The organism is Maribacter sp. IgM3_T14_3, assembly GCF_049603095.1.
Classification (GTDB): Bacteria; Bacteroidota; Bacteroidia; order Flavobacteriales; family Flavobacteriaceae; genus Maribacter.
Map to the genome: position 1 here is coordinate 162283 of NZ_CP187138.1, position 25007 is coordinate 187289.

Genomic DNA, 25007 nt, shown 5'->3' on the forward strand with positions numbered 1-25007 from the left:
GTTAATTATAATTTGGATAAAAGCTGTTCTTGGAACAGCTTTTTTTATTTTTATCCGATTTAAAAAATTACATATGCAATTAGACCTGTTGGTTGATCAATTTAGAAAGAAAGACCCTTCTGCTTTCGAAAAGCTATATGGCATGTATAGCGAAAACATTTGTGGTGTTATAAACACTATCGTTAAAAACGACGCACTATCTCAAGAAATCTGTCAAGATGTTTTCATTAAAATATGGAACAACTGTGAGAGTTATAATTCTTCTAAAGGAAGATTTTTTACTTGGATATTGAACATTGCCAGAAATGCAGCTATCGACGAAATACGCAGTAGGTCGTATAAAAATGATAAAAAGAACCTTTCGGCAGATTACTTCGTAGGTATTTTGCAGAACAAAGAAGATGAACAAAGTTCTACAGTTGATACGCAGGGTTTGAGAAAACTTGTCGATAATTTAAAGGAAAAATGTGTTCAGATCATTGAACTGTTATATTTTAGAGGGTATACTCAAAAAGACGCTGCCGAAGAATTGGATATTCCGATAGGTACTGTAAAGACAAGAAATAGAAGTTGCATTTCCCAATTAAGGGAGAATATGGAGGGTAAGTAGTATGGATGTAGAAAAGTACATAGCATCAGGCATTTTGGAGCTTTATATAGCTGGTATACTTTCAGATAAAGAAAATCTGGAAATTGCCAACTATGCTAAAGAGTACCCAGAAATACAGAAAGAAATAGTTGCCATTGAGGCTTCAATATTAGCATTATCCAAAAAAGCATCGCCAGGGTTTACCTACTCGTTCAAATCTTTAATGGATAGAATAAATGGTGAGGTCAAAGTGGTATCACTTAATGAAAAACGTAGCACACCGCTTCTATCTTACGTTGGTTGGGCGGCATCGCTTTTACTTGCTGTTGGTCTTTTTTGGATGTATCAACAGAATGAAGATTTAAAATCTAATATTCAGGTTGTTGAAAAACAAAATGTTGATTTGGAGCAGCAAATTGCTGATACCGACTCTTCTTTAGAACAGACACAAGATTTATTGAATACATTACGTGATAAGAATATTAGTGTAACTTCTTTAGGTGGGCAAACCGTATCACCAACATCATATGCTAAAGCGTATTGGAATAAAGAAAATCAGAAAGTTTTTATAGATGCCAAAGGCTTACCTGAACCACCAGATGGTTTTGTTTACCAAGTATGGTCTTTAAAACTTTCTCCGCTTACCCCTACCAGTATGGGTCTGCTTGAAGATTTCGCTACGGATGAGAATAAAATATTCGCACTGAACAACCCTAATGAATCTGAAGCATTCGGTATTACATTAGAACCTGCAGGTGGTAGTGAGTCGCCAAACTTAGAGCAATTATATACACTTGGTGTTGTAGCGGCTTCTTAAAAAATTAATTTTCAAAGTATAAAGGGCAGTTTTTAAAAACTGCCCATTTTTTTTATTATTTTGCCACCATGGATTTAAAGAAAATTTTCGGAACCGTTTTAACCTTATTAGGTATTGGCGGACTAGTTTATACTGCTATTTTATTTGGAAATAGTACGGGTACTACCAAACAACTTATCGTATTTGGTGTACTTGGTGCTATATTTTTCTTCTCAGGAGTAGGATTGATTAGAAATACCAGTAAAAGCTAAAAACTACAACTGGTTAAATTTACCTGTATTTTTTTACACGTTGAAAACTTAGACTTTTTATCAACCATTTTGGTAAGGTTTTATGCGGATTCCTCTTTTTGAGATTTAGGAACAATCCTAATGATTTTAGAATGGGAACTTTGTGGGTTTCTACCAATTCTATTAATGTACCATCGGGATCTTCCATATAACTGAAATGACCGGCGGCATTGCCCATATCAAAACTATTGGCGCTGTCAACCGTAAAAGCATGACCATTTAGTTTTGCTTTTTCTCTAATAGAGCTCATTCCCGAAACATCAAAACACAGGTGTATATAACCCAAGTCGCCCCACAATCGATTTTCGAATATTTTAACGGGTGTTCTATCTAAAACCTGAATAAGCTCAAGCTGTGTAGGACCGAGAAGATCTCCGAAGCCGCCAACGAACTTTCGTTCTTGCGAAATTACTACCCTACGAAATGTACCTTTTGAGTTTTCTTGTAAAGTCTCAAGGGTATCATATTCTACTACAGAATACCCTAACATGGTACTATAAAATTGCATTGAGGTTTCCATATCACTTACGCCAATTACAGCACCTAAAACTCCGCCATTTTTAGTAGTTTGTTTACAAAAAACATAATGATCTTCAACCATTTGCACCCTGTTACCAAAAGGATCAGTAAAGTAAAAATTAGAGCTATAAGAATGATTTATTCCTGAAAGATGAGACACATTTAAATCTTTCAAATACGAATGCATTTCGATCAGATTTTTACATCTAATCTTCATGGCATAAATACCTAAATCTCCGAATTGAATTTTATTTACAGCTGCAATGGGCCTTCGGTCTTTGAACTGCCAAATTTCCAATCCGCCGCCACCTGTCATATTTAATGATAAGTAGGCTTCTCTTCTTTCTGCTTTGCCATTGGTATATCTGGTCATTAAAGCTGCTACCGCCTCATCTTCGAATAACAGTATATCGAAGCCCAAATGTGTTCTATACCAATTAAATACCTTTTTAACATCGAGAACGCCTATGCCGATTTGCTGAATTCCGTTTATTGTTTCAACCATTATATGGAGTGCGTATCAGCTTATTATGAAGTGATTTTAGTTTGTTACCTGGGTATCCGAATTTAAAAAGTACTACTAAAAGAAAATTCGAAAGGTTTACGCGTAGATAAGAATTTGATTCATACTTACGTGCAGATACTACCAAATCATTTTTAACGATGGTATAGGGTACATTTTCTTTTTTCATTCGACGGAAAAACTCAAAATCTTCCATCAATACTTGCTCCTCATTAAATCTTCCGAGATGATTAAAAGCATCTTTTTTAATAAATAGGCATTGATCACCGCCACCGGTAAACAACCCGTCTTTAGCAGTAAACGAAGCATTTACACGTAAATACCAGACATCTTTATCAAATTTGTATGAAAAGAATCCGGCATCATACCCATTCGCTAAACTGCTTAAAATATCATCTATGAATCCCTTTGGCGGTACCACATCCGCATGTAAAAATACTACAACAGTACCCTGAGAAATAACTGAAGCTTCGTTCATTTGGGCCGCCCTACCCTTATTTTTACAGCGCACAATTTTTACTTTACTACTACATTCTAAATTGTCAATAGTATCTGTATTACTAGGAGAAACGGCTACAATTATTTCGGTAAGTTCTTCATGCTCTAAAAAACAAGCAATCTTAAATAGCCGTTGTAAATTATTAAATTCGTTATGTGCTGGTATTATAATACTGATCATAGAAATAGCCGGGGCGCTGGTTAATAAAAGTAAAACCGCACCCTAAAAATTAAGGTTTACGCATTACTTACGCAAATTGTATTAAATAGTTTTATAACTCTCATAAAATTAAGGAAAAAGTTAACGTAATCAATTAAAGAAACTTTCGACAAAGTTTTCAAGAACCTTTTGACTATACTTACGTAAATAGGGTAATATAAACCAGTATTATGAAATTAAAAATCTCTTTTTTTATAACCATTGTTGCCATACTATTTATGGCAAAAACCGACGTGCAAGCACAAGTCAAAACCAAGTCAGACACAGATTTTAATGAATTATCTGAGACCTTCTTAAAACGTATTATCGATAAGAAAGATACGCAAGATCTGCAAGACATATTAGCGAATACTACGATTTCTGAACTAGCCAATGCTCTTAATACTAATGATAAACGACTAGCTTTTTGGCTAAATATTTACAATGCCTATATTCAGGAAATTCTTGAAAAGAACCCCGAACTATATGATGATCGTGGTAGTTTTTTCAAGTTAGAGCAGATCAAAATCGCGGGTAAAATGGTTTCCTTTGCTAAAATAGAACACGGTATTATAAGAAAATCGCAATGGGAATATGGTTTGGGATATATTCGAAAGTGGTTCCCCGGTAAATTCGAACGTAAACTGCGTGTAGACAAGCCTATTTTTAATGTACATTTTGCCTTGAATTGTGGTGCGAAAGATTGTCCGCCAGTAGCTATTTACGAATGGGAACGTTTACGAAAGCAATTAAATATTGGCACCAAAAGACTTTTAGAGAAAACAAGTGAATTCAATAGCGAAACCAATGTGGTTAAAGTTACTTCGCTATTCAGTTGGTTTAGAGGTGATTTTGGTGGCAAAAGCGGAATCAAAAAGATTCTAATGAAAAATGATATTATACCTTCTACGAAAGGTGTGGATATTGAATATACCAATTACGACTGGACCTTATATCTAGATAATTTTATACAACTGTAGTTGAAATGCTATGTTTAAGATCGAAAGAATTTTTTTAATACATTCCTTCCCTCTTAATTACCTCTTTATACCAAGATTACCATGAAGAATGGTAAATTCGCATCCGTTATAATTATTCTATTTTTCTATGAAGGCTGACCTTGGTTTCCTTAAAAAGTTATTCATTATATTTTTTATCCTATTAGGCGTATTGGCTGCCTCTAAATTGGATGAACTTCAGTTTTCATTTGATTTTAGTCAGTTTTTTCCAGAAGAGGACCCTGATTTAGCCTTTTATGATAGTTATGTAGAAGAGTTCGGTACCGATGACAACTTTTTGCTGATTGCCGTAAAGAATGATCCCAATGTTTTTCAACAAGATTTTTTAAAAAGATTTTCAGCTTTTTCAGAAGAGAGTAAAGCTTTCGAATATGTGTTAGAAAGTAGTTCACTAACCTCTTTATCATACCCGCTTAAAACTACTTTTGGTTATACCACTTTACCAATTATTCATACCGAAGACCCTTCGCAGTACCAAAAAGATTGGGCAAAAATTCAAGAAGATTCCCTTTTTATTAATGTATTAGTAGATGAAAAAAGAAAGTCTTTAGTTTTGGCTTTACAGACCGAAGACAATTTAGATTATAAACAATCTGAGCTTCTTTTGAATAATATTAGAGCTTCTTTAAAAGAACATAACTTACCCGATTTTCATATTTTAGGCAGGGCTTTTTTCTACGAAGCAATTGTTGAAATGCAAAGGAGCGAAGTACTTACAACCACTATTGCAGCTTCTATTCTTGTGTTTATAATTCTGGTATTGGTTTACCGAAGTTTGCCGGTTGTTTTCATATCGGTTTTCTCTATAGCCATGTCACTTTTACTATTTATGGGGCTATTGGGTTGGTTAGGCAAAGAACTCAACGCCATGGCGGCTTTTTACCCCGTGCTTATGCTCATAGTCGGTACTTCTGATGTTATACACCTAACCGATAGTTATATAAGAAAACTGCAAACAGGTATACCACGGTATAAAGCGATTAATTCATCGCTTAGAGAAGTTGGTATGACGACTCTACTTACCTCGATTACCACAGCTGTTGGTTTTGTTACCTTACTTTCGTCTCGGTTGGTTAGTATTCAAGAATTCGGTATAAATGCTGCTATAGGCGTGCTTGTTGCTTACATAACGGTTATTTTCTTGACAGGTTCTCTATTGATAAGTCTGCCAGAAAAATCATTGATCGGTCGCAGAAGTATTTCTGAGAATTGGGTAAAATACCTCTTAAAAATAAACACGTTCACTAAAAACTATCCTAAGTCCATAATCATGGGAACAGTTATTTTTACAGCACTTTGTGTTTTGGGTATCTACATGGTACAGACCAATCAAGAATTAAAAAATACGCTACCTGCTGAAAGTAAAATAGCACAAGATTTCGATTATTTTCAGGGTAATTTTTCGGGATTTAGGCCTTTAGAAATTGCCGTGATGAGTACTGAGGGTAATAAGGTGACCGATTTTAAAGTTGCACAAGAAATTGAAAAATTACTTTCCTATCTAAAAACATTTAAAAGTATTGGCAATGTGCAATCTGCCAACCTGCCCTATAAGATTTTCAATAAAGCGAACAATTTGAATAGCGCTGCATATTTCACCTTACCTGGCGATGAAGAAACGTTTTTAAAGTATCAAAAAGATGCCCGAAAACTAGGTCGTAAACAACTGTCTAAGTTTATAAATGAAGATGAAAGTATTGCCCGTATTAATGGCAGACTGCAAGATATTGGTACCGATAAGCTTAAAGTGGTTTATAGCGATATAGATAAGTTTGCAAAAACGCAATTAGACACTTCTCTTGTTTCTATTAAAGTGACGGGCAAGAGCATTTTGCTCGATAAAAACTCTGAATATATTAGAAGCAGTTTATTAGAAGGATTGCTTTACGGATTACTTCTGATCGGAGTAATTATGGCTTTTGTGTTTCGGGATATTAAAATATTTCTGATTTCGTTGGTACCAAACGTATTACCTATATTATTTGCCGGTGGCATGCTAGGTTTTTTAGGGATACCACTTGAAGCTTCACTCTCAGTAGTTTTTGCCATCGTGTTCGGTATTGCCGTTGATGACACCATTCACTTTTTAGGGAAATATAAATTAGGGATTAGCCAAGGATTGGATAAAGAGGCTGCTCTCGAAAAGACTTTTGCGCAAACAGGTAGAGCATTGGTCATTACGACCATTATTCTTTTCTTCGGATTTATGGTGATGTTATTTTCTATTCATCAACCTAGCGTAACTATAGGATTGATTATAAGTGTAACATTGGTAACAGCCTTAATATTAGACTTGTTATTACTGCCTGTGTTACTTAGAAAACTGATTTAGATAGAGCTTTTGGTACGGTCTAATGTTTTCTGTAAAGACTTATAAGCAAATATCATTTTGCCAACCATTAAAATCATTAAGCTTATCCATAATGTAAAGAGTAGATATTCCATAATACTGTTTGGTTTACGTGGTTACTTTTAGTTCATTATTTAAGATGCTGGGGCATTTTAAATGTATTTGGTCGATAAATATATACATTTCATCTATACGCCTGTTAAAAAAAACCAAATTTTCGATGAAATGCGTAATAATAACAACGCCACGACTTTACATCGTGGCGTTGAAAAAAACAATCCAACCTAAAACAAACCAGAAATGAAAATAATTGGGCAATCAATCACAGATCATGGACTTGCTTTTCCATACTAGGGCCTAATTCATAAATAGCCCCTATTAATTCTTCTTTTAATTCTTTAACTCTGTCATTTTTACCATTTGCCTTATATACCTCGGCAGCTTGAAAAAGTAAAGCAGGCTCGAAAGTTTTACCATACACATAGGTGTCCATAATATTCATTGCTTTTTCTTTATCACCATTTTTTAGTAGACTATACCCTAACCAACTGTACGATTTTGGCGTTGGTCTATTAGCTACTTCGCGCTGTGCCAATAATAACGCACTATCATATTGTTTGGTCTCCCCTATATACAACCCAAGATTATATGCATTGTACATATCACCATAAGCTCCATTCTTTACACGGGTAAAATACTCGTCTAAATTTTTAGTTCTTACCATGTCATCGCCCATGTAGTCAGCAATTTCAGCCTTTAACAAGAAATAATCTGGAGCGTTGTAGGTTTTGGTCACCGAGTCTAAAATTCGAATTGCTTCGACCCCGTTCTTATCGTTAGAAAAAACGATCCATGCGATTCCTTTTTTAGCATATGCATTATTAGGATCGATTTCTAATGCCTTTATATAGTGGTTGTAAGAATCTTGAATTCTACCGGCATGACCGTAATAATCTCCTAAATTGGTATAACTCCACAGCATTAAATCTTTGTTTTTAGATAATTCGGCTTTTGTTCTTGCCTTTTCCATAAAATTTATGGTCGTATCTAAATCTCCTTTATAATCGTTCCATTTTGCAATGCGAATCATATAGCCGAAATCAGACATATTTTTTAAGCTATCTAAATACTGCTCTGCTAAAGTGTAATTACCTAGCTCCATATGCAAATCGAAATACAAGCTATGTATTTCATTTTTATCTCCGCCAATAGTCGCTGCTGAATCTGCTAATTGCAAAGTTTCTTTAAAGCGATGTTGAGATATATAATTTCTAGCAAGAGATCTATAAAAACCAGGCTTCCCGATATTTGCAATATCAACAGCCTTTTTTAAACTCTTTTCTGCTTTCTTTAAAAATTCAATATTACCAGTTTGGTGAAAGTACCTATTGTACTCACCGCTTACAACACCAAAACTGGTAAGTTGCATGCTATCTGGTCTGATTTTAGAATTCCAAAGGTCAAAATACTTTGATGTGGTTTTAATCTCGTTGGAAACCAAAAATTTGTCGTAATCTTTTTTATGTGCAATTGCGTCCTGATTTTTGGTACCACATGATGATACCAGTATCATTACTATTAAAAGCTGTATTAGTTTCATAAGGTTGTTTTTTTGTGAATCGTTTAAAATAAGGGGAGTTTTTCAACTCCCCTTTCCCTTCTCTTTCATAAACAATTTAGGGTTGTGCCAGTCTTATCTACCACTATAAATAGATAAGGTGAAGGCAACTTTTTATTCAGGTGCTCCCAAGTATGGGAACGTAGTACCAACAGTAGCGGTTTGCCCAACGCCATCTGAAGTTAATCTTGGTAAATCTGCCATACCATCGCCATCAGTATCTTGACCGCTAAAACGATCACCTTCCATACCACCGAACAATAATATCAATGAAACATCAATAACATCATCTTGCGGAGTTCTGCCTGTCAAAGCAACTTCATCACCATCTGGAACCAAAATTCTACCATCGTTATCGAAATCTGTGCCTGGGTTAAAATATGTTGTTGGCAAGTTCGGTGCAACCTCTAAAACATCGGCAGCTAAATAACCTGTTAAGGTAGGTGCATCTAAACCAAGAATATTGTTTTCATAGTTTACCACAGCTGGGTCAGCACCTAAAATATTTGCATACACATCATGATATGCTTCTAATCTTGCTTCAAAACCAGCTTGAAAAGTTGCTGCCATTTCTGAAGGTATGGACGTGTTATGAGCATTTTTGAGAGGACCATCTGCACTTAATACGGTATTTATACCGGGTCTACCCATAAAATCAACTTGAGCGTACGTTCCTGTAAAATCTGGCGCCATTGCCTCTTCACATGGTGTACAAGTACCGCCACAATCAACTCCTGTTTCATCGCCGTTCATAACACCATCATCACATGTTGGGGTTATTACTACTGGTGTATTGTCATCATCATCGCTACAAGAAGCTAATGCTGCTACTGCCAAAAGAGACAAAAACGTATATTTTATATTTTTATATTTCATCATTATATTTTTAAGAGGTTATTATTGTTTTGCGTTTGTAGTTACCCATGTTTTGTACACTTCTAAACCAAGTGCATTTTGACCTGTTGTAGTACCCAAAAGACTGTTTGGAAGTTCAATAACAATAGACATGGTATTAGCACCATCAAAAGTATCTACCGCAGTAGTGTCATCATCGTCTGTTGTATTTGGATCACCCGCTGGTTTAAAACCTAAAGGAGCTTCACCACCGATAACCGCGTTGAATTGAAAAAAGTCAAAGAAAAAAGCATCTTGTCTAGGACCTGCAAATAAAGAAACTCCGTTTGCTGTAGTCTCTACAATAGCCGTTTCAGCAGAAATGTCTACCGACCCTAATGGAGCATCTACCATTATTGACCCATTCAAACCAGTTTCACTAGGTGCAACCGGACCAAAGAAATACATTTTACCATCTCTTGGTATGGCTTGTATTACTAAATCTTCAACTAAATCGCCATCTGTATCGATATTGATTTCTAATAATACATTTTCATCAAATGTACCATATGCTAAATCTGGTAATACATTAGATTGAAGGTCTACCGCAAAAACGGTGTTGTCTGAACCCAATGTTGGTTCAAACGCATAAAAATCGGCAATATCTGCCGAGGTTCCCATTGTGTCAGGCGCATCAATATGATCTGCCGCTACTAAAAGAACTCCTACTAAGGCTAGTGCCCCAAGTCCCATAAACAATTTTGATTTTTTCATTATCTTTTTTTTTAGATTAGAATCACCCTTACTTACGAGACTAAAAATGAAAGGTTCATTTTTTCTTAAAAAAAAATAAAATAAATTTTGAAGCGCAAATTCAGAACTACATAAAAAACTTTTAATAGTATAGAAGTAACTATTTATAAATAAGTGTAAACTAATAATTAGCTAACTTCGCACCTTTAAATAATTAAGATATGAACCCGTCTTCCTCTGGTTGGATCGAGAAATATGGTTCGGTTGTTCAAAAACACCAAGATGCTTTCCCCAATTTTGAAGCTTTATATGGTACGCTTAAAAAAAGCGGGTTCGTATATGGGTTAAATTCTAGTATTCCAGAATTTATTGAATTAGAGCATAGCCTATCTGAAGACGAGAAAGCAAAAATTAATTTACTACACGCACTGTACTTCACCTACCGTATAAAAGGTGGTGATGATTATAACATCTTTATAGAACGGGTTTTTGAGTTCTACGGAATACTGAATATAAGCCGATCTGGATTTTTTGATAAATGGTTTACGGGAAGCAAAACATCTGCGAAGCTTGAAAAATTAATGACTTCGAGAATTTATATCGAAGACAATATTATAAGTAAGACTTTTAACAGCCTTATTACCAATTCACTACTATTTATAGATGTATTACTTTTTAAGCACTTTTTAAATGACCATACCGCTTTAAAAGAAAAGGCTGAAGAAATTGAATATTTAGCTATTAACATTGCCTACCATGCGCTAAGCTCAAAAGAGATAGATAGAAAAGACAATAAGCTTTCTCAATTGCTAGCTTCTTCGTTAACCTATATCAGTTGTTCTGAAAATAGTTTTGATGGTTCTTACCGCGAGAGGCTATTGAACAATAAAGAAAATTGGGAGAATCGATATTTACTAGATATGGCATGCCTAACAGTATGGGAAGACCATTCTTTAGATTATACAGAGTCTGATTTCATATTCGGAATAGGAAAAGATCTTGGTTTTGAAAAAACCATTATATCAACTTCGATTACAGATGTTACGGAGTTCTTTAAATTGAATATGGATGTTATACCTTATTTAAAGGAAAAGAATTTGGCAAAACAGTTTTACGATAGTATGGGTAAGATTGTTAAGAAACTGATTTTACGTAATAGTAAAAGATTACATAAAGAGCTTTCTCAAAGTGCCGAATTGGTTGCATTGTTATCTAAATCTACTATGAGAGATTTAAACAATGAAGAAAAGAAGAAGGTTCAAAATCAACTTTTAGATATTTTTAAAAGCATCCCCTCTTTAGCTATATTTATTTTGCCAGGTGGCGCAATTTTGCTACCTATATTTATTAAGTTGATTCCGAAGTTATTACCATCGGCATTTGATGAAAATAGAATTGACGAGGAAGAAGATTTATATCGTAAATAGATTATTTTCAATATATTATTTTTACTACTCTAACCAAAGCTTAAAGTCTTTTACCTTCTCTCTACTCACTATTATTTCATTATCCGGATTGTTCTTGAGCTTGATCTGTAATCTCGAATTCGTGTACGAAATAATATCTTTTATGTGATCAATATTCACAAAGAACTTTCTGCTGACCCTAAAAAACACCTGTGGTTTTAGTTCCTCTTCTAGCTGCTCTAGTGTTGTATCGAGTAAATAATTACGACCGTCTTTAGTAGCTGCATAGGTACCTTTGTTTTCGCTATAAAAGCATTCTACATCTTCTGCGTTTATAATTTTTAAATGTTGACCTACCTTTGCGGTAAATCGCTTCTTATATTCCCGCTCAAGCGGATTGACCAATAGCTTTTTAATGTCTTCAAAATCTAAAGCAATTTTACTTGGCTCACTTGCAGATTTAAACAGTTTTCTATATTTAGCTACTGCTTGCTCTAAATCTTCATCGTCTATCGGTTTTAGTATATAATCGATACTGTTCAGTTTAAAAGCTTTAAGCGCGTACTCATCAAAAGCAGTTGTGAATATAATTGCACTGTGTACTTCGATTACATCGAAAATTTCGAATGAGAGTCCGTCAGATAATTGAATATCCAAGAATATTAAATCGGGATGCTCATTATTTTGAAACCAATTGATTGACTCCTCTACCGAATGTAGCATGGTCGTAACGGTCAAGTCTAAACTTTCTAACATTCTACCCAACCTACGTGCTGCCGGTTTTTCATCTTCGATTATAATGGTCTTCATGGTCTGGATTTATGGTTTAATAGAATTGTATACTTTAGTCGTTATATGAGTTTATGTGTTTCTGAATTTGACGCTCTTCCCATCTCTTCATGTACCATGAAATATTTCCAAAAACAATAAGGGCATGAATCGCAAGAATGAACCCCCAAACAATTGTGGTACCGTAAATATTCCAATTTATCCAATCTAAAAAATCAGGATTACCGAATGCGTCTTTACTTACCAAAATGAAAACGAACTTATGTCTTAAGAAGTACAAGATGATATTTATTAGTAGAAAAACTAGTACGTGATTATAAAAACGCTTTATACTGGCCACTTTTGTTTTTGCTCTCTCATATTTAGACAACCTATTGTATTCTTCATTGTCGAAATTATCGTTTGTGCGTTCAGTATTCATGTTATCTAAATTTTTCGGCATCCTTTTTATCTTGCTCTACATATTTACTGATCTGGCGCTGTTCCCAATCTTTACTAAAAAAAGGACTATACCCAAATACTTTTGCTGCATGAAATGCCAACCCTATTCCCCAGAAAAACGGAGTAGAAAATGTACCGAAGTTGAATAGTGCCTCTGAAAATGAAGCTCCGCTAGACATTATTCCCATTATTGTAACGGTCATAAGAAATAGATTCACAAGTACATAAACAAGTAAGTGAATATAAAAGCCTTTCAATTCTTTAACCTTCTTTTCGGCTCTTGCTAATTTATCTGCTTGTTCAAATTCGTTTAGTTCCATCTTTGTTTATTTTCTTCTTGTTGTAAAAACTCTTGTAACTTTCTTTCTTCCCAATCGCGATTCATAAACGGATTCAAGTTAAAGATTTTATTTGCTTTAAAAAATAAGCTAATGCTTAATCCGAATACTACCCAAAGAAACCAGGCATATTCCCATTCGTTTAAATAATAATTCAATGCGGCTACGAGTATTATAGTCACGACAGCCGAGGCTACTTTGCCATAAAATGCTTTGATTTCTTCTACTCTTACTTTTGCTTTTTGATATTTTGTGTTTTCCATGATCTTCAATTTATTAGGTTATGATTCTTGCATGAATTCTTTGATCTTTCTCTCTTCCCAATTCTTACCGAATAAGGGATTATATCCGTAGGCATAAAGTCCGTTCATTACCAATCCGAATCCCCAACCCAATGCCGGAAATATTGCCCAAGGGAAACTAGTCGTTGAATAATTGATATATGCCAAAATCGGAATTACGATACAGTATGCCAATAAGTTACCGTAAAAACCCTTTATAGCTTCTACTTTGTCCTTTGCTTTTTGATACTTATAATTAGTGTCATTTGTGAAATCAGTTTCCATAATTTTATGTTTTAGATTATTGCTATTTGATTACTATACTTCAAATTTCGGCAGATAACCCAGGTTTTGAAAAAATGAAATACCCAGTTGTAATTTTTAATGACTGAATTGTAGAATGTGGTATGTATAGGTGTAAAATCTCTTTAAAAACCATATGACTTCTTAGCACTTTCAATTTGTTCTTGCTCTGTCGTATTAGGATACAACAGGTATTTAGGCGCTATAATAGGTTTTGAACTAGTGATAGTAATCTTGGTAATGGTAGCAAACGGAAACTTGCCTTCAGTAAGGTGTAGAAGTACTTTTTCCATTCTTGAGAAGTCTTTAGATGAATTCTCTATAATCTCGGCAATACCTTTCAACTGGAAACCCTTTTGCTTTAAAATATCTATAAAACTGATACACACATTTTTGTTCTCTCTTATATTTTTAACCGTTTGTGGCGATGCTATATTGGCGATAATGATATGGTCTTCAAAAAAACAAAATATCTCCTTGGGTGATACATTGGGTATGTTATCTGCAGATGATGTTGCTAACCAACATAAAACACTATCGTCTATTGCTGCTTTTATTTCTTTCGTTAGCTGTACCATATATTTAAAATACTTCTAGAAATTATCTCTCTCCATAAATTCTTTAATCTTTTTCTCTTCCCAACCTTTACCGAATAAAGGGTTTAAACCATATGCCTTTAAGCCATGACCTAATAAACCAATACCCCAACCGATAGCAGGGAAAATAACCCAAACAAAACTGGTGGTTCTATAATTTATAAAAGCAAGTACAGGTATTACAATACAGTACGAGGTTAGGTTGCCATAAAAGCCTTTAATTAGCTCTACGCGCTCTTTAGCTTTCTCGTAGCGCTTGGCACTTATGTGAGAGTCTTGTGTTTCTCTAAAGGAGATAACATTGGTCAACATTGGTAGTCGTACCTTAAACTCCTTGTCCGTTTTAAAGATTTGCATTTCCTTTTTGGTAAGAATGGCATATCGCTGACGTATATTCTGCAGACCAACTCCACTACTCTTTTTAACCACTTGCTTTTCTTGAAGATTATTAACAACATACAAATAATCACCTTCTTCATAAATTCTGATATGTAATGGTTTTGAAGAGTTTACCACATTATGCTTCACCGCATTCTCTAATAATAATTGAAGCGATAAGGGTACTATTTTAGCTTCTGGATTGGTAGCCTCATCCGGAATTTCAAATACAATACTATCTTCAAATCTCATTTTTAAAAGCCGCACATAGGTTCTTGCAAACTTTAGTTCTTCATCTACAGAAATAAGATTTTTGCTCTTCTGCTCCAACACATATCTATACACTTTAGATAGCGAAGTCGTAAACTTTTGCGCCTGCATGGGGTCTTCTTCAATAAGGCTGGTTAATACATTTAAGCTATTAAAAAGAAAGTGTGGATCAAGTTGGTTCTTTAAGGCATCGAATTTTGCAGATGCCGAGCCTGCTATAATTTTCTGTTCTTTTACCCTGGTGTCTTGTAAAGCTTTATAAAAGTAGAATGCATGTAAAAACAACGAAACAACCAGTGTAATGGCTAAAGCATATATGTAATATTCTAATTTTTCGTTTGCTATAAAATGCATAAAACTATCACCGAATAGTGCAACCTCGATAAACCACCTTACTACACCAAAAGCCATAACAGTCAACACAACAGAGCCAATAGCCCCATACCATAACCGTTTATGCGTCTGTTTTTCCCAGCTATAGATATTTGATATAAAGTCGTTGTAGTAGGCATTTACACATGTAAGTACAAAAGAATATATAAAGCTTATTCCCGCAAATTGTAAGACTCTATAGAAGGTTATATTCTCGAAATCAGAAAACAGTATATTAAAAATCACCATAACTAATGTTATGATGATACTTGCTCTTAAAACCTTTAAAAAACTACCCATGCGCTTAAAGCCTTACTATTCTGCTTTCAATTCTTTAAAATTAGGGATTTCCTTTTAGAACTATAATTCTTTCTGTAAATACCCTATTAAACAGCAAACTTGAGAGCTTTTGTAGTTTTAAGCAAATGTTATGCTCTCAATTGTCATATGTAGGTACTGAATTGTATTTTAGTCAGACTCAAACTTGTGATTACCAACACTACTTCACTATCAAATTTGATGGAATTGCCTTTTAGAATTATTTTAAATCCTTTAGATTAGAGTTTTTATTATGAGGATATGTGTAATTGTACACATATTCGTATGTTATCTGCAACCTAAAAAAAATGAAACACATAATTATACCAATATTCCTAATTCTGTTAATTAGTTGCAAATCCAAAAAAGATACTGGAACTATCAATGAATCTAAGCAAGAAGAAATGAAAATCTCTGAAAAACTGGAAAGTTTTGGTTTTTTCGATTTAATGAAAAATGAGCAAAAAATTGAAACCTACAAAACGATTGTAGAAACTGAATTTGCAGAAAATGGCTGGTTAAAATTACCAAACAATTATCTGATTACTCATAAACTCGATATCAAAGAAGATGAAGATACTTTAACTGCAGATTATCGAAGCGCCGAAGTTGAAGGAACTTCAATGTATAAGGGCAATTTATTATCTAATCTAAAAGATTTTAAAGTCTTATTCGATAAACGAAATATAGAATTTAAACTAGGAGAAGAAGATATGGTTTGGGGAGACAAAACAAGTGGAAACCATTCTTTTAAACATACTGTTGACATTAACGGAAAATCAATAACTTTTTTTGACGGAAACCTTGATGATAGAAATGCTAACAACCCACAGATTTATGTGGAAAATACTATCCGAATATTAAATCAAGAACTGGAATTGATGGACAGCAAGGAACGGTTCTTTATGTTAACTGGTCTAGAATGTGTCTACTACGTTCTAGCCGATGATAAAATGTTAACGAACTTTAAATCAATCGAAAACAAAATTGGGAATAAAATAATAGAATTCTAAAAAAAGGCAGCAGATAACAAAGCCTAAACCTAATGCGGACTTAAGGGCAAAACCGAAAGGTCTGTGTATATTTATGAAGTCGCTAAATCTTATGGATTTAGCTTTGGACAAAAAAAGAAAAAGCAAAACAATAAGCTTTAGCTTCGTGCTAAGACGGAAATGAAAGGTTTTCTTTCTACCGCACTACGCTTAGCCTAGACGTTAGCAAATATTTAGGTACGTTAAAGGGACATCCTTTACAAAGTTAAAGTCACATAGTTTACACTTTTAAGGTTATAATTTGAGATTAAAATCAAATTATTATGCCTTGGAAAGAAACAACGACTATGGAACAAAAGATTGAATTTATCTGTGAATGGCGTACAGGAAAATACACCATAACCGAATTATGCAAAAGCTTTAAAATCTCCAGGCCAACGGCTTATAAGTTGATAAGCAGGTTCGAGGAAAAAGGTTTTGAGGCATTAAAAGAGCAGTCCAGAGCTCCTGGGAAACACCCTAATGCAACGGGTCAGAATATCATTGAGGGTATTCTAAAACTTAAGAAAAGACACAATCATTGGGGCGCTAAAAAATTAAGGGAACTGTTGTTTAAAGATTTTACGGCCCAACAAGTCCCCTCTGTGGTCACGGTTCATAAAATCTTAAAGAACCATGGTTTGGTGTGTCCACAAAAGCGGATGCGAAGAGTAAAACCGGTATACCCGATTTTCGACCCTGAACACTGTAATGAAGTGTGGAGCGCAGATTATAAGGGAAAGTTTTTAATGGGCAATAAAATATACTGTCATCCACTCACCATTGCAGACTCTAAAAGCCGGTTCCTGTTCACTGCCAAAGGTCATTACCATGAAAACCTAAAGTCTGCAAAGGCCGAGTTCACAAGGGTATTCAGAACATTCGGGATACCTAAGCAAATACATACGGACAATGGCAGTCCCTTTGGTTCCGTGCGTACCATCCAACGTTTTACCCAGCTCTCCTATTGGTTTATCGAACTGGGTATATCACCTGTCTTTTCCGATCCTGCACATCCAGAACAAAACGGTAGACATGAACGCATGCACCGAGATCTAAAAGCCGCTTGTGCCAAACCTTCCGCGTATGACCTAAAAGCACAACAAAGACGTTTAAACCACTTTGTAAAGGAATATAACAACATAAGACCTCATGAAGCCTTGAACATGAAGACACCTGCCGATATGCACGACTTTTCTACAAGACCGTTCCTTGAAAGAATACCTGACTTTCACTATGATGCCAAATACAAAGTGCTTAAAGTAACACAGAATGGATCTATTAGATGGAAATCATATTACTGGGTATATGTGACAGCTTCGTTAATGGGCAAATATGTAGGTATTCAAGAAATGGGAAACGGTATTTGGAGGGTATTTTATAGAAACGTATTTTTAGGTTTCTTTGATGAAAACAATTTAAGAAATAAAGAACAAGCAACAAGATTAGAAATTAATTTAGTGTAAACCCTAATCTTTAACTTGTGTAAACTATGTGCCTTAACGAACATTTAAAGCAACTAAATGTGACAAGCTTATTTAAACAATAAAAATGAAGAAAATCTTAATCTTAATTTTTGCAATTTGTCTTTTCTTAAATTGTTCAAAAGATGATTCCAATAATGACGTAAACATTCGCTTATCTAATGTTAGCGATTCGGACTTCGAAAATATTATAGTCAATACCACAACGGGAGATACAAATTATGGTGATATAAAGTCTAATCAAGTTTCTGAATACAAAAATTTCAACAAAGCATATCGATATGCATATGTAGAATTGAATATTGGAGAGGAAACTTATACTATACAACCAATTGATTATGTTGGCGAAACACCCCTGACTAATGGTAATTACACTTATCAGCTAGATTTGGTTAGTTATGAAGAAGGCTTTCTCGACTTAACTATTACGCTAATTGAGGAATAAAAACAATGGCTAACAAAACCTCCTATGAAAAGCCTTAATCCAGTTTCTTAAAGTTACTCAATAATTGACTTTCCGGCGGGCAATAAACAATAGCTTTGTTCATCGCTAAAACTTAAAAGACAAGCAACCGTATATTATTTACTTTTCTGTTGTAGCTCTTTTAACCTTTTCGCAGATATCTTTATAATCGAAATATCTAATGGTAAAGGAGTCAACGGTGTATCGGTTGAATCTTTAGGTACACCTACTAATTCGTCTACAACATCCATCCCTTTTAAAACATTGCCAAAAACAGTATAATCACCATCTAAACGATGTAGACCCTCTTTATTTTGTACAATATAAAACTGACAACGAGCCGATAATTTTTCTGCATTTCCATCGCGCCCTGCCCCTACTGATCCATACGTATGCGTTAGTTTTGAGTCAAATTCTGGCGCTAATAAATATTCAGGATCATTAAATCCTTCTGGTGTATCTGGGCAACCACCTTGTACAACAAAATTTGGAATAACCCTATTAAAAGTCAACGAATCCCAATATCCAGCATTTGCCAACTCTATAAAACTTGCTTTATGATTCGGAGTCTCGTCATGCAGCCATATCAAAATTTCCCCCTTTTGAGTGTTAATTTTACCTATTTCGTAGGACTTACACGCTGTAAATAGCACGAAAACTATCAAATACTTTAAACACTTCATTTAGTTATAGTTTTGTTGTCAGTTAAAGTAGTAAAAATTGATGTAAAAAAATTTGTACTTAAGTTACCGTCAGCTAAAAAAAGGTTAATTTCATATAAAACGATGAAGATGTTCTTAAATAAACAACAGTATTGCAGAGGTTTACCTTCATTTTTTGTACTCCTGTTTTCAGTCTTTATCATTTCTTGTAACGGTCGACAAACAGAAAATAAACCGCAAACCAAAGAAACTGACTCAAGAACAACTCTGAAAGATATTCCTCTACAGAAGACGCAACCTCCTAAAAATGAACATAAAAGTCCTTTTTTACAGCCTGAAATTAATATACCCATAAGCGAATTTGTTCGTAGAATATTTCAAGATAAAAGTGGAAATCTATGGTTTGGTACCAACGGAGATGGTGTCGCACGGTATAATGGAAAATCTCTTGACTATTTTTCCATTAATCAAGGTTTTGGTGGCGTCGCCGTTAGGGGAATTATAGAAGATAATGACGGTATTATTTGGTTCGGTACCGAACGCGGATTAACGAAATACGATGGAAATTCTTTTATAAATTTCACAGAAAAAGACGGACTGAATAATGATAATATTTGGAGTCTATTTATGGATAGCAAAGGCATAATTTGGATAGGTAGTTTAGAAGGAATTAATTTATTCGACGGGAAAAATTTCTCAACATTTACCATACCAGAATCCAAACCAGATTACAACAGAGGTGTTACCAGTGAAAAAATCGTTCATAGTATTATGCAAGACAGCAAAGGTACCATGTGGTTTGGCACTAACGCCGGTGCTTATTTTTATGATGGTAAATCATTATCCAATCTTTCGGAAAAAGATGGATTATGTGATAATGCGGTCAATGATATTTTAGAGGATAAAAATGGTAATATTTGGTTTGCCACTCACTATGAAGGAGTTTGTTTTTGGGATGGAAAATCTTTCACTAAAGTTGCTACAAAAAGAAGAGAAAATAGTACCGAAGTGTGGAGCCTATTTGAAGATACCGCTGGTCAAATTTGGTTTCCGATTGAAAGTTTTGGCGTCTACCGATATAATGGTACAACTGCCACAAATTTCAACGAAAACGACGGACTTAAAAGTGGTGCCATACAATGTATATTTGAAGATAAGGAAGGGAGAATTTGGCTGGGCGGCTATATGGGATTGTTCCGTTTTGACGGAACTTCTTTTTATGGTGTTAGCCAGAACGGTATTTTAAAAGAATAGATTATTAATCATAATAACATACAAACCAGATATTTACATATTTTATATTAAAGTTGATCTTTATCATACTTTTAATAATCAGCATTCTTTTGACAAAAAATAATTTCAAAATTATATTATAAAAACAGTATTCAGTAATGGCTAAAATAATAGATACTCCAGAACAAAATAACCTTAAAATAGCTATGGCTCAAATCTCACCGGTTTGGCTAAATAAAGAGAAGACTATTGATAAAATCAAAGATTATATCATTAAAGCTGGTGAAGATAGTTGTGAGCTTGTAGTTTTTGGTGAAGCTCTATTACCTGGTTATCCTTTTTGGGTTTCTATGACCGATGGTGCTCAGTTTGATTCTAAAGTCCAGAAAGAAATTCATGCCCATTACATCAAAAATTCTATTCAAATTGAAGCGGGTGAATTAGATGACATTTGTGCTCTTGCAAAGCAACATAAAATTGCTATCTACTTAGGATTAATGGAACGTGCAAAAAATAGAGGCGGACACAGTATTTACTGTTCGCTTGTTTATATAAATAATGATGGTGAAATCAAGTCTGTTCATAGAAAATTACAACCAACCTACGAAGAACGATTAACATGGGCACCTGGTGATGGTAATGGGTTACGGGTTCACGAGTTAAAAAACTTTACTGTTGGCGGACTAAATTGTTGGGAAAACTGGATGCCTCTTCCACGCACAGCCTTATATGGTTTGGGAGAAGATTTGCATATTGCCGTATGGCCGGGTTCCGATTACAACACTGCCGATATTACACGATTTATTGCAAGGGAATCTAGATCTTTTGTAGTTTCTGTTTCTAGTTTAATGAGCAAAACCGATTTCCCTAAAGACACACCACACTTAGATACTATTCTTGAAAACTGCCCAGATACTCTGGCAAACGGAGGTTCTTGTATTGCTGGTCCGGATGGAGAATGGATTTTGCCCCCCGTTATTGATAAAGAAGGTTTAATTACTGCTATTGATTTTAACAGGGTGCTTGAAGAACGTCAAAACTTTGATGCTGTAGGACACTATTCTAGACCAGACGTAACGAAATTAACCGTTAATAGAGAAAGGCAATCAATTGTTGACATAAATGATTAAAATAGAGAGAACTTAACTGTTCTCTCCATTCAATTCTTTCATAATCTCAGCAAATAGTTGATAAGACTTTATACGGTCTTTACCGTCGTAAATATTGGTCACTGCAATCAATTCATCTACCTGAGTATCTGATATAAACTTTTGTACTTGTTTTTTAACGGTCTCTTTGCTTCCAATAAACGAGTATTTCAACATTTGCTGTACAGCAGGGTTCTTACTTAACTCACGTAAATCATCTGTCATGTCAACTGGTGGTTGCATAAAGGTTCTATTACCCGTCAACAGTGCAATTATCATTTTATATAACGATGTAGAAATGCGTTCTGCTTCTTCGTCCGTATCTGCAATAATGATGTTTATTCCTGCAGCCGTATAAGGTTTTTCCAACTCTTGTGAAGGTTGAAATTCATTATGATAAATTTTCAACGCATTCATTAGGTGGGTTGTAGCAAAGTGGCTCGCAAATGCATAAGGCAAACCTTTTTTAGCTGCTAAATGTGCACTATCTGTACTAGAGCCCAAAATGTATAAAGGCACCTCTACCCCTTCCGCCAAAGTAGCACGTACTTTTGCATGGGCATTTTCAGAAGAAAAGTAGCGTTGTATTTTTTCAACTTCTAAAGGAAATGACTGAGCTGCTTGATAAAAATCTGAACGTATGGCTTGAGCAGTCAACTGATCTGTACCAGGCGCACGACCTAAGCCTAAATCTATTCGGTTAGGATATAATATGCCTAATGTACCAAACTGCTCCGCTATAATTAACGGGGAATGGTTAGGCAACATAATTCCGCCAGATCCAACTCGTATTGTTTTTGTCTCCTCTGCAATTTTACCTATTAAAATAGATGTTGCACTACTGCCTATCGCTACTGAATTATGATGCTCTGCCAGCCAAAAACGAGTATAGCCAGCTTCTTCCGCAGCTTGTGCCAAAGCTACCGAATGATCAAAAGTATCTTTCAATGTAGTCCCCTGCGATACTATGGCTAAATCTAATATGGAATATTTTATTTTTTTCATACTATTAAATTCATTTATATATTTAAAAGTATCTATATATCTATTTAAAAAAATTACAAATTTTGCAACCTCAACATATAATTATCCCACACTTCATGATTTAGTGAATAGTTATAATTACGACCAATTTTATGTTGATTTATCAATCCTGATTCTACTAGTTTCTTAATATGATGACTAATAGAAGGCTGTGCTAAATCTAATAAATCACATGCTTTAGTACATTCTACCTTACCTTGATTCTTCTGCATGTACTGCAATATTTTTAGACGATTTACATCACTTAATGCTTTAGATATTTTTTCTATTTGTTTTAGCTCCATGATGGATTTAATATATTGATACATGCAAATGTATTTATAAAATTGATTTAAATTACAAATTGTGATGACCTTAATAATGATTAACTTGACCTTAAGAATAATACTACAATCTATAGATGAAGAAAATTACTCAAACACCACACATTATTTTCTGGATATTAATTCCAATTATAATAGTAATAGGGCTAATGGGACCTAATAAAACTTTTGATATAAACATCCAAGACACCTATTATGCTATTGGATTGATTCACGTTACCGTAATTATTTCAATCATTTTTGCAGTTTTAGGATTTGGCTATTGGGTCGTCATCAAGCTAAATGGAATGCTAGTAAATAAGTTGACACTTATTCATTCCATTATTACCATCATTGGGTTCTTTATAATTATCTTAATTCCGTTTTTTCTACCTAATATAGTATCAGAAGCTTCCTCATATGATTTTGTAACTCTACTTAGATTTCAAACTATCGCTTTTTGGATTTTTTCTTTAGTGGCTTTTATTCAGCTACTTTATCTTTTCAATATTATTGTAGCTCTGATAACAAAATCCAAATAAATATTAAAACTAAAACATGGATGCTTTCAACATGTTAACGTTGTGCCAAACCTTAACATTTACATTGAATTTTTGATAAAAAAATTAACTTTACAACCACAAAATTTAATTTAATAACCACCTATGAATCTTACCATTGAGAACATACTTCTTGTAGGTTCTATTCTGCTGTTTATCAGTATTATAGTGGGTAAAACATCGTATAAATTTGGCGTACCAACTTTAATACTCTTTTTAGCAATAGGCATGCTGGCTGGCTCTGATGGTATTGGGGGCATCAAATTCGATGATCCTAAGCTTGCTCAATTTATAGGCATTGTTTCTCTAAACTTTATACTCTTTTCTGGTGGATTAGATACCAACTGGAAATCAGTAAAACCGATTTTAAAAGAGGGAATCATGCTTTCTACACTCGGCGTACTGCTTACAGCAGTTACATTAGGTGCTTTTGTATATTATATTACCGATTTCACGATTTATGAAAGTATGCTGTTAGGATCTATAGTTTCATCTACAGATGCAGCAGCGGTATTTTCGATATTACGTTCTAAAAATTTGGCACTTAAGAGCAATCTCAGACCTACTTTAGAGCTAGAAAGCGGTAGTAACGACCCCATGGCTTATGTACTAACATTGGCATTTTTAACCTTGGTTATTAATCAAGATTTAAGTGTGCTATCTATTATCCCTCTGTTTTTACAACAAATGATTTTAGGTGGTATCGGCGGATTCGCTTTCGGTAAATTAAGCGAAATCATCATCAACAAAATCAAACTAGGTTTTGAAGGTTTGTATCCGGTACTAGTAATCGCCCTTATGTTCATTACATTTTCAGCAACAGATGCTGTTGGCGGTAATGGTTTCTTAGCCATTTATATATGTGCCGTGTATTTAGGTAATCAAGATTTAATTCATAAATCGACCATTTTAAAAATGTTCGATGGTATGGCTTGGCTAATGCAAATTGTATTATTCCTTACGTTGGGATTACTGGTTTTTCCGTCTCAAATTGTGCCATATTTAGGTATCGGATTACTTATTTCAGTATTCCTCATTCTAATAGCAAGACCCGTTAGTGTATTATTAAGTCTCATGTTCTTTAAAATGAAAATGGGCAGAAGATTCTATATATCTTGGGTGGGTTTGCGTGGTGCCGTACCTATTGTTTTTGCCACCTACCCCTTATTGGCAGGTATTGACAAGGCGAATATCATTTTTAGTATCGTATTTTTTATCTCTGTATCTTCTGTATTAATTCAAGGCACCACATTGTCAATTTTTGCAAAATGGTTAAATGTAGCATTACCAGAAGAGGTAAAGCCTATTGCTGAGAACGACAGGTATATTCTGAATTTACCAAAATCAGAAATGGAAGAAGTGTCTATACCTTTTGATAGTTTTGCTGTTGGTAAACGAATTATAGATTTACATATTCCGAGGTCTGCTTTTATTGTAATGATAAAGAGAAATAATAAATTTGTACGTCCTGGAGGATCTACAATTATTGAAGCTGATGATGTTCTAGTTTTACTACTAGATAATGAAGAAAGTTTGAAAGAAGTCAATGTAATTCTCGACCAAGCGGTTATAGCATAAT

28 protein-coding genes are annotated in these 25007 nt (G+C 34.4%); 13 read left to right on the plus strand and 15 right to left on the minus strand.

Annotated features, from left to right (window positions below; translation table 11 throughout):
- Positions 1 to 73: 73 nt before the first annotated feature.
- The 3 genes from ACPF9A_RS00730 to ACPF9A_RS00740 all read left to right on the plus strand — a co-directional run bounded on the left by ACPF9A_RS00730 (position 74) and on the right by ACPF9A_RS00740 (position 1657).
- The gene (locus ACPF9A_RS00730) at positions 74 to 610 is read left to right on the plus strand and encodes an RNA polymerase sigma factor (protein WP_424000723.1); all 537 of its coding nucleotides are present in this window, start codon (positions 74 to 76) and stop codon (positions 608 to 610) included.
- Between the two features lies 1 nt (position 611).
- Entirely contained in the window at positions 612 to 1406 is a 795-nt protein-coding gene (locus tag ACPF9A_RS00735; RefSeq protein WP_424000725.1) for an anti-sigma factor, read from the plus strand.
- Positions 1407 to 1474: 68 nt separating this feature from the next.
- Positions 1475 to 1657, plus strand: coding sequence for a hypothetical protein (locus ACPF9A_RS00740; RefSeq protein WP_424000727.1), 183 nt, complete (start codon positions 1475 to 1477; stop codon positions 1655 to 1657).
- Positions 1658 to 1676: 19 nt separating this feature from the next.
- On the opposite strand, the gene ACPF9A_RS00745 is transcribed toward ACPF9A_RS00740, so the two are convergent.
- Both ACPF9A_RS00745 and ACPF9A_RS00750 read right to left on the minus strand, forming a co-directional pair.
- Positions 1677 to 2720, minus strand: a complete 1044-nt coding sequence (locus tag ACPF9A_RS00745; protein ID WP_424000729.1) for a VOC family protein — start codon at positions 2718 to 2720, stop codon at positions 1677 to 1679.
- A complete protein-coding gene (locus ACPF9A_RS00750) occupies positions 2713 to 3417 on the minus strand; it encodes a glycosyltransferase (protein ID WP_424000731.1) in 705 nt (234 codons plus the stop codon). Before ACPF9A_RS00750 ends, ACPF9A_RS00745 begins: the two co-directional genes overlap by 8 nt.
- 209 nt (positions 3418 to 3626) lie before the next feature.
- Here ACPF9A_RS00750 and ACPF9A_RS00755 point away from each other — a divergent pair, with 209 nt between their 5' ends.
- A complete protein-coding gene (locus tag ACPF9A_RS00755; RefSeq protein WP_424000733.1) occupies positions 3627 to 4415 on the plus strand; it encodes a DUF547 domain-containing protein in 789 nt (262 codons plus the stop codon).
- Positions 4416 to 4542: 127 nt separating this feature from the next.
- Positions 4543 to 6786 carry an efflux RND transporter permease subunit gene (locus tag ACPF9A_RS00760; protein ID WP_424000735.1) on the plus strand — a complete coding sequence of 748 codons (2244 nt, stop codon included), beginning with the start codon at positions 4543 to 4545 and terminating at the stop codon, positions 6784 to 6786.
- Between the two features lie 340 nt (positions 6787 to 7126).
- Here the strand turns inward: ACPF9A_RS00760 and ACPF9A_RS00765 are convergent, their stop codons facing one another.
- The 3 genes from ACPF9A_RS00765 to ACPF9A_RS00775 form a co-directional block, all read right to left on the minus strand.
- Complete coding sequence (locus tag ACPF9A_RS00765; RefSeq protein ID WP_424000737.1) at positions 7127 to 8404, minus strand: tetratricopeptide repeat protein; 1278 nt, start codon at positions 8402 to 8404, stop codon at positions 7127 to 7129.
- A gap of 132 nt (positions 8405 to 8536) precedes the next feature.
- On the minus strand, positions 8537 to 9298 hold the full coding sequence (locus ACPF9A_RS00770) for a DUF4331 family protein (protein ID WP_424004391.1): 762 nt from the start codon (positions 9296 to 9298) through the stop codon (positions 8537 to 8539).
- Between the two features lie 21 nt (positions 9299 to 9319).
- A complete protein-coding gene (locus tag ACPF9A_RS00775; RefSeq protein WP_424000739.1) occupies positions 9320 to 10030 on the minus strand; it encodes a DUF4331 family protein in 711 nt (236 codons plus the stop codon).
- Between the two features lie 200 nt (positions 10031 to 10230).
- Here ACPF9A_RS00775 and ACPF9A_RS00780 point away from each other — a divergent pair, with 200 nt between their 5' ends.
- Positions 10231 to 11436 carry an LETM1-related biofilm-associated protein gene (locus ACPF9A_RS00780; protein WP_424000741.1) on the plus strand — a complete coding sequence of 402 codons (1206 nt, stop codon included), beginning with the start codon at positions 10231 to 10233 and terminating at the stop codon, positions 11434 to 11436.
- 24 nt (positions 11437 to 11460) lie between these two features.
- Here ACPF9A_RS00780 and ACPF9A_RS00785 read toward each other — a convergent pair whose 3' ends face one another.
- From ACPF9A_RS00785 to ACPF9A_RS00815, 7 genes are all read right to left on the minus strand, one after another.
- On the minus strand, positions 11461 to 12225 hold the full coding sequence (locus ACPF9A_RS00785) for a LytR/AlgR family response regulator transcription factor (RefSeq protein ID WP_424000743.1): 765 nt from the start codon (positions 12223 to 12225) through the stop codon (positions 11461 to 11463).
- A gap of 34 nt (positions 12226 to 12259) precedes the next feature.
- A complete protein-coding gene (locus tag ACPF9A_RS00790; protein WP_424000745.1) occupies positions 12260 to 12625 on the minus strand; it encodes a 2TM domain-containing protein in 366 nt (121 codons plus the stop codon).
- A gap of 1 nt (position 12626) precedes the next feature.
- A complete protein-coding gene (locus ACPF9A_RS00795) occupies positions 12627 to 12965 on the minus strand; it encodes a 2TM domain-containing protein (RefSeq protein ID WP_424000747.1) in 339 nt (112 codons plus the stop codon).
- A complete protein-coding gene (locus tag ACPF9A_RS00800; protein ID WP_424000749.1) occupies positions 12956 to 13246 on the minus strand; it encodes a 2TM domain-containing protein in 291 nt (96 codons plus the stop codon). The genes ACPF9A_RS00795 and ACPF9A_RS00800 overlap by 10 nt, the downstream gene beginning before the upstream one ends.
- Before the next feature lie 18 nt (positions 13247 to 13264).
- A complete protein-coding gene (locus ACPF9A_RS00805; RefSeq protein WP_424000751.1) occupies positions 13265 to 13549 on the minus strand; it encodes a 2TM domain-containing protein in 285 nt (94 codons plus the stop codon).
- A gap of 143 nt (positions 13550 to 13692) precedes the next feature.
- Positions 13693 to 14145, minus strand: a complete 453-nt coding sequence (locus ACPF9A_RS00810) for a pyridoxamine 5'-phosphate oxidase family protein (protein ID WP_424000753.1) — start codon at positions 14143 to 14145, stop codon at positions 13693 to 13695.
- Between the two features lie 15 nt (positions 14146 to 14160).
- A complete protein-coding gene (locus tag ACPF9A_RS00815) occupies positions 14161 to 15483 on the minus strand; it encodes a 2TM domain-containing protein (RefSeq protein WP_424000755.1) in 1323 nt (440 codons plus the stop codon).
- Positions 15484 to 15809: 326 nt separating this feature from the next.
- Between ACPF9A_RS00815 and ACPF9A_RS00820 the strand changes: the two genes are divergently transcribed.
- The 3 genes from ACPF9A_RS00820 to ACPF9A_RS00830 all read left to right on the plus strand — a co-directional run bounded on the left by ACPF9A_RS00820 (position 15810) and on the right by ACPF9A_RS00830 (position 18461).
- Positions 15810 to 16514, plus strand: coding sequence for a hypothetical protein (locus ACPF9A_RS00820; RefSeq protein ID WP_424000758.1), 705 nt, complete (start codon positions 15810 to 15812; stop codon positions 16512 to 16514).
- Between the two features lie 302 nt (positions 16515 to 16816).
- Positions 16817 to 17998 carry an integrase core domain-containing protein gene (locus tag ACPF9A_RS00825; RefSeq protein ID WP_423999521.1) on the plus strand — a complete coding sequence of 394 codons (1182 nt, stop codon included), beginning with the start codon at positions 16817 to 16819 and terminating at the stop codon, positions 17996 to 17998.
- Positions 17999 to 18083: 85 nt separating this feature from the next.
- Positions 18084 to 18461, plus strand: coding sequence for a hypothetical protein (locus ACPF9A_RS00830; protein ID WP_424000760.1), 378 nt, complete (start codon positions 18084 to 18086; stop codon positions 18459 to 18461).
- A gap of 134 nt (positions 18462 to 18595) precedes the next feature.
- Here the strand turns inward: ACPF9A_RS00830 and ACPF9A_RS00835 are convergent, their stop codons facing one another.
- Positions 18596 to 19162, minus strand: coding sequence for a peptidylprolyl isomerase (locus tag ACPF9A_RS00835; protein ID WP_424000762.1), 567 nt, complete (start codon positions 19160 to 19162; stop codon positions 18596 to 18598).
- Between the two features lie 108 nt (positions 19163 to 19270).
- On the opposite strand from ACPF9A_RS00835, the gene ACPF9A_RS00840 reads away from it, so the two are divergent.
- Both ACPF9A_RS00840 and ACPF9A_RS00845 read left to right on the plus strand, forming a co-directional pair.
- A complete protein-coding gene (locus ACPF9A_RS00840) occupies positions 19271 to 20395 on the plus strand; it encodes a ligand-binding sensor domain-containing protein (protein WP_424000764.1) in 1125 nt (374 codons plus the stop codon).
- A gap of 137 nt (positions 20396 to 20532) precedes the next feature.
- Positions 20533 to 21504 (plus strand): carbon-nitrogen hydrolase family protein, encoded by a 972-nt coding sequence (locus tag ACPF9A_RS00845; RefSeq protein ID WP_424000766.1) that lies wholly within the window; start codon positions 20533 to 20535, stop codon positions 21502 to 21504.
- A gap of 12 nt (positions 21505 to 21516) precedes the next feature.
- On the opposite strand, the gene ACPF9A_RS00850 is transcribed toward ACPF9A_RS00845, so the two are convergent.
- Together ACPF9A_RS00850 and ACPF9A_RS00855 are read right to left on the minus strand one after the other, a co-directional pair.
- Positions 21517 to 22527 carry an LLM class flavin-dependent oxidoreductase gene (locus ACPF9A_RS00850; protein WP_424000768.1) on the minus strand — a complete coding sequence of 337 codons (1011 nt, stop codon included), beginning with the start codon at positions 22525 to 22527 and terminating at the stop codon, positions 21517 to 21519.
- Between the two features lie 53 nt (positions 22528 to 22580).
- A complete protein-coding gene (locus tag ACPF9A_RS00855; RefSeq protein WP_424000770.1) occupies positions 22581 to 22874 on the minus strand; it encodes an ArsR/SmtB family transcription factor in 294 nt (97 codons plus the stop codon).
- 92 nt (positions 22875 to 22966) lie between these two features.
- Here ACPF9A_RS00855 and ACPF9A_RS00860 point away from each other — a divergent pair, with 92 nt between their 5' ends.
- Positions 22967 to 23410, plus strand: a complete 444-nt coding sequence (locus ACPF9A_RS00860) for a hypothetical protein (protein WP_424000772.1) — start codon at positions 22967 to 22969, stop codon at positions 23408 to 23410.
- 123 nt (positions 23411 to 23533) lie between these two features.
- Positions 23534 to 25006: a potassium/proton antiporter gene (locus ACPF9A_RS00865; RefSeq protein ID WP_424000774.1), complete on the plus strand. Its 1473-nt coding sequence runs from the start codon at positions 23534 to 23536 to the stop codon at positions 25004 to 25006.
- The last annotated feature ends 1 nt before the right edge of the window (position 25007 follow it).

Coding starts and splice junctions, on each gene's coding strand:
- ACPF9A_RS00730 (WP_424000723.1), top strand. CDS start 74: ATGCAATTAGACCTGTTGGTTGATCAATTTAGAAAGAAAGACCCTTCT.
- ACPF9A_RS00735 (WP_424000725.1), top strand. CDS start 612: ATGGATGTAGAAAAGTACATAGCATCAGGCATTTTGGAGCTTTATATA.
- ACPF9A_RS00740 (WP_424000727.1), top strand. CDS start 1,475: ATGGATTTAAAGAAAATTTTCGGAACCGTTTTAACCTTATTAGGTATT.
- ACPF9A_RS00745 (WP_424000729.1), bottom strand. CDS start 2,720: ATGGTTGAAACAATAAACGGAATTCAGCAAATCGGCATAGGCGTTCTC.
- ACPF9A_RS00750 (WP_424000731.1), bottom strand. CDS start 3,417: ATGATCAGTATTATAATACCAGCACATAACGAATTTAATAATTTACAA.
- ACPF9A_RS00755 (WP_424000733.1), top strand. CDS start 3,627: ATGAAATTAAAAATCTCTTTTTTTATAACCATTGTTGCCATACTATTT.
- ACPF9A_RS00760 (WP_424000735.1), top strand. CDS start 4,543: ATGAAGGCTGACCTTGGTTTCCTTAAAAAGTTATTCATTATATTTTTT.
- ACPF9A_RS00765 (WP_424000737.1), bottom strand. CDS start 8,404: ATGAAACTAATACAGCTTTTAATAGTAATGATACTGGTATCATCATGT.
- ACPF9A_RS00770 (WP_424004391.1), bottom strand. CDS start 9,298: ATGAAATATAAAAATATAAAATATACGTTTTTGTCTCTTTTGGCAGTA.
- ACPF9A_RS00775 (WP_424000739.1), bottom strand. CDS start 10,030: ATGAAAAAATCAAAATTGTTTATGGGACTTGGGGCACTAGCCTTAGTA.
- ACPF9A_RS00780 (WP_424000741.1), top strand. CDS start 10,231: ATGAACCCGTCTTCCTCTGGTTGGATCGAGAAATATGGTTCGGTTGTT.
- ACPF9A_RS00785 (WP_424000743.1), bottom strand. CDS start 12,225: ATGAAGACCATTATAATCGAAGATGAAAAACCGGCAGCACGTAGGTTG.
- ACPF9A_RS00790 (WP_424000745.1), bottom strand. CDS start 12,625: ATGAATACTGAACGCACAAACGATAATTTCGACAATGAAGAATACAAT.
- ACPF9A_RS00795 (WP_424000747.1), bottom strand. CDS start 12,965: ATGGAACTAAACGAATTTGAACAAGCAGATAAATTAGCAAGAGCCGAA.
- ACPF9A_RS00800 (WP_424000749.1), bottom strand. CDS start 13,246: ATGGAAAACACAAAATATCAAAAAGCAAAAGTAAGAGTAGAAGAAATC.
- ACPF9A_RS00805 (WP_424000751.1), bottom strand. CDS start 13,549: ATGGAAACTGATTTCACAAATGACACTAATTATAAGTATCAAAAAGCA.
- ACPF9A_RS00810 (WP_424000753.1), bottom strand. CDS start 14,145: ATGGTACAGCTAACGAAAGAAATAAAAGCAGCAATAGACGATAGTGTT.
- ACPF9A_RS00815 (WP_424000755.1), bottom strand. CDS start 15,483: ATGGGTAGTTTTTTAAAGGTTTTAAGAGCAAGTATCATCATAACATTA.
- ACPF9A_RS00820 (WP_424000758.1), top strand. CDS start 15,810: ATGAAACACATAATTATACCAATATTCCTAATTCTGTTAATTAGTTGC.
- ACPF9A_RS00825 (WP_423999521.1), top strand. CDS start 16,817: ATGCCTTGGAAAGAAACAACGACTATGGAACAAAAGATTGAATTTATC.
- ACPF9A_RS00830 (WP_424000760.1), top strand. CDS start 18,084: ATGAAGAAAATCTTAATCTTAATTTTTGCAATTTGTCTTTTCTTAAAT.
- ACPF9A_RS00835 (WP_424000762.1), bottom strand. CDS start 19,162: ATGAAGTGTTTAAAGTATTTGATAGTTTTCGTGCTATTTACAGCGTGT.
- ACPF9A_RS00840 (WP_424000764.1), top strand. CDS start 19,271: ATGTTCTTAAATAAACAACAGTATTGCAGAGGTTTACCTTCATTTTTT.
- ACPF9A_RS00845 (WP_424000766.1), top strand. CDS start 20,533: ATGGCTAAAATAATAGATACTCCAGAACAAAATAACCTTAAAATAGCT.
- ACPF9A_RS00850 (WP_424000768.1), bottom strand. CDS start 22,527: ATGAAAAAAATAAAATATTCCATATTAGATTTAGCCATAGTATCGCAG.
- ACPF9A_RS00855 (WP_424000770.1), bottom strand. CDS start 22,874: ATGTATCAATATATTAAATCCATCATGGAGCTAAAACAAATAGAAAAA.
- ACPF9A_RS00860 (WP_424000772.1), top strand. CDS start 22,967: ATGAAGAAAATTACTCAAACACCACACATTATTTTCTGGATATTAATT.
- ACPF9A_RS00865 (WP_424000774.1), top strand. CDS start 23,534: ATGAATCTTACCATTGAGAACATACTTCTTGTAGGTTCTATTCTGCTG.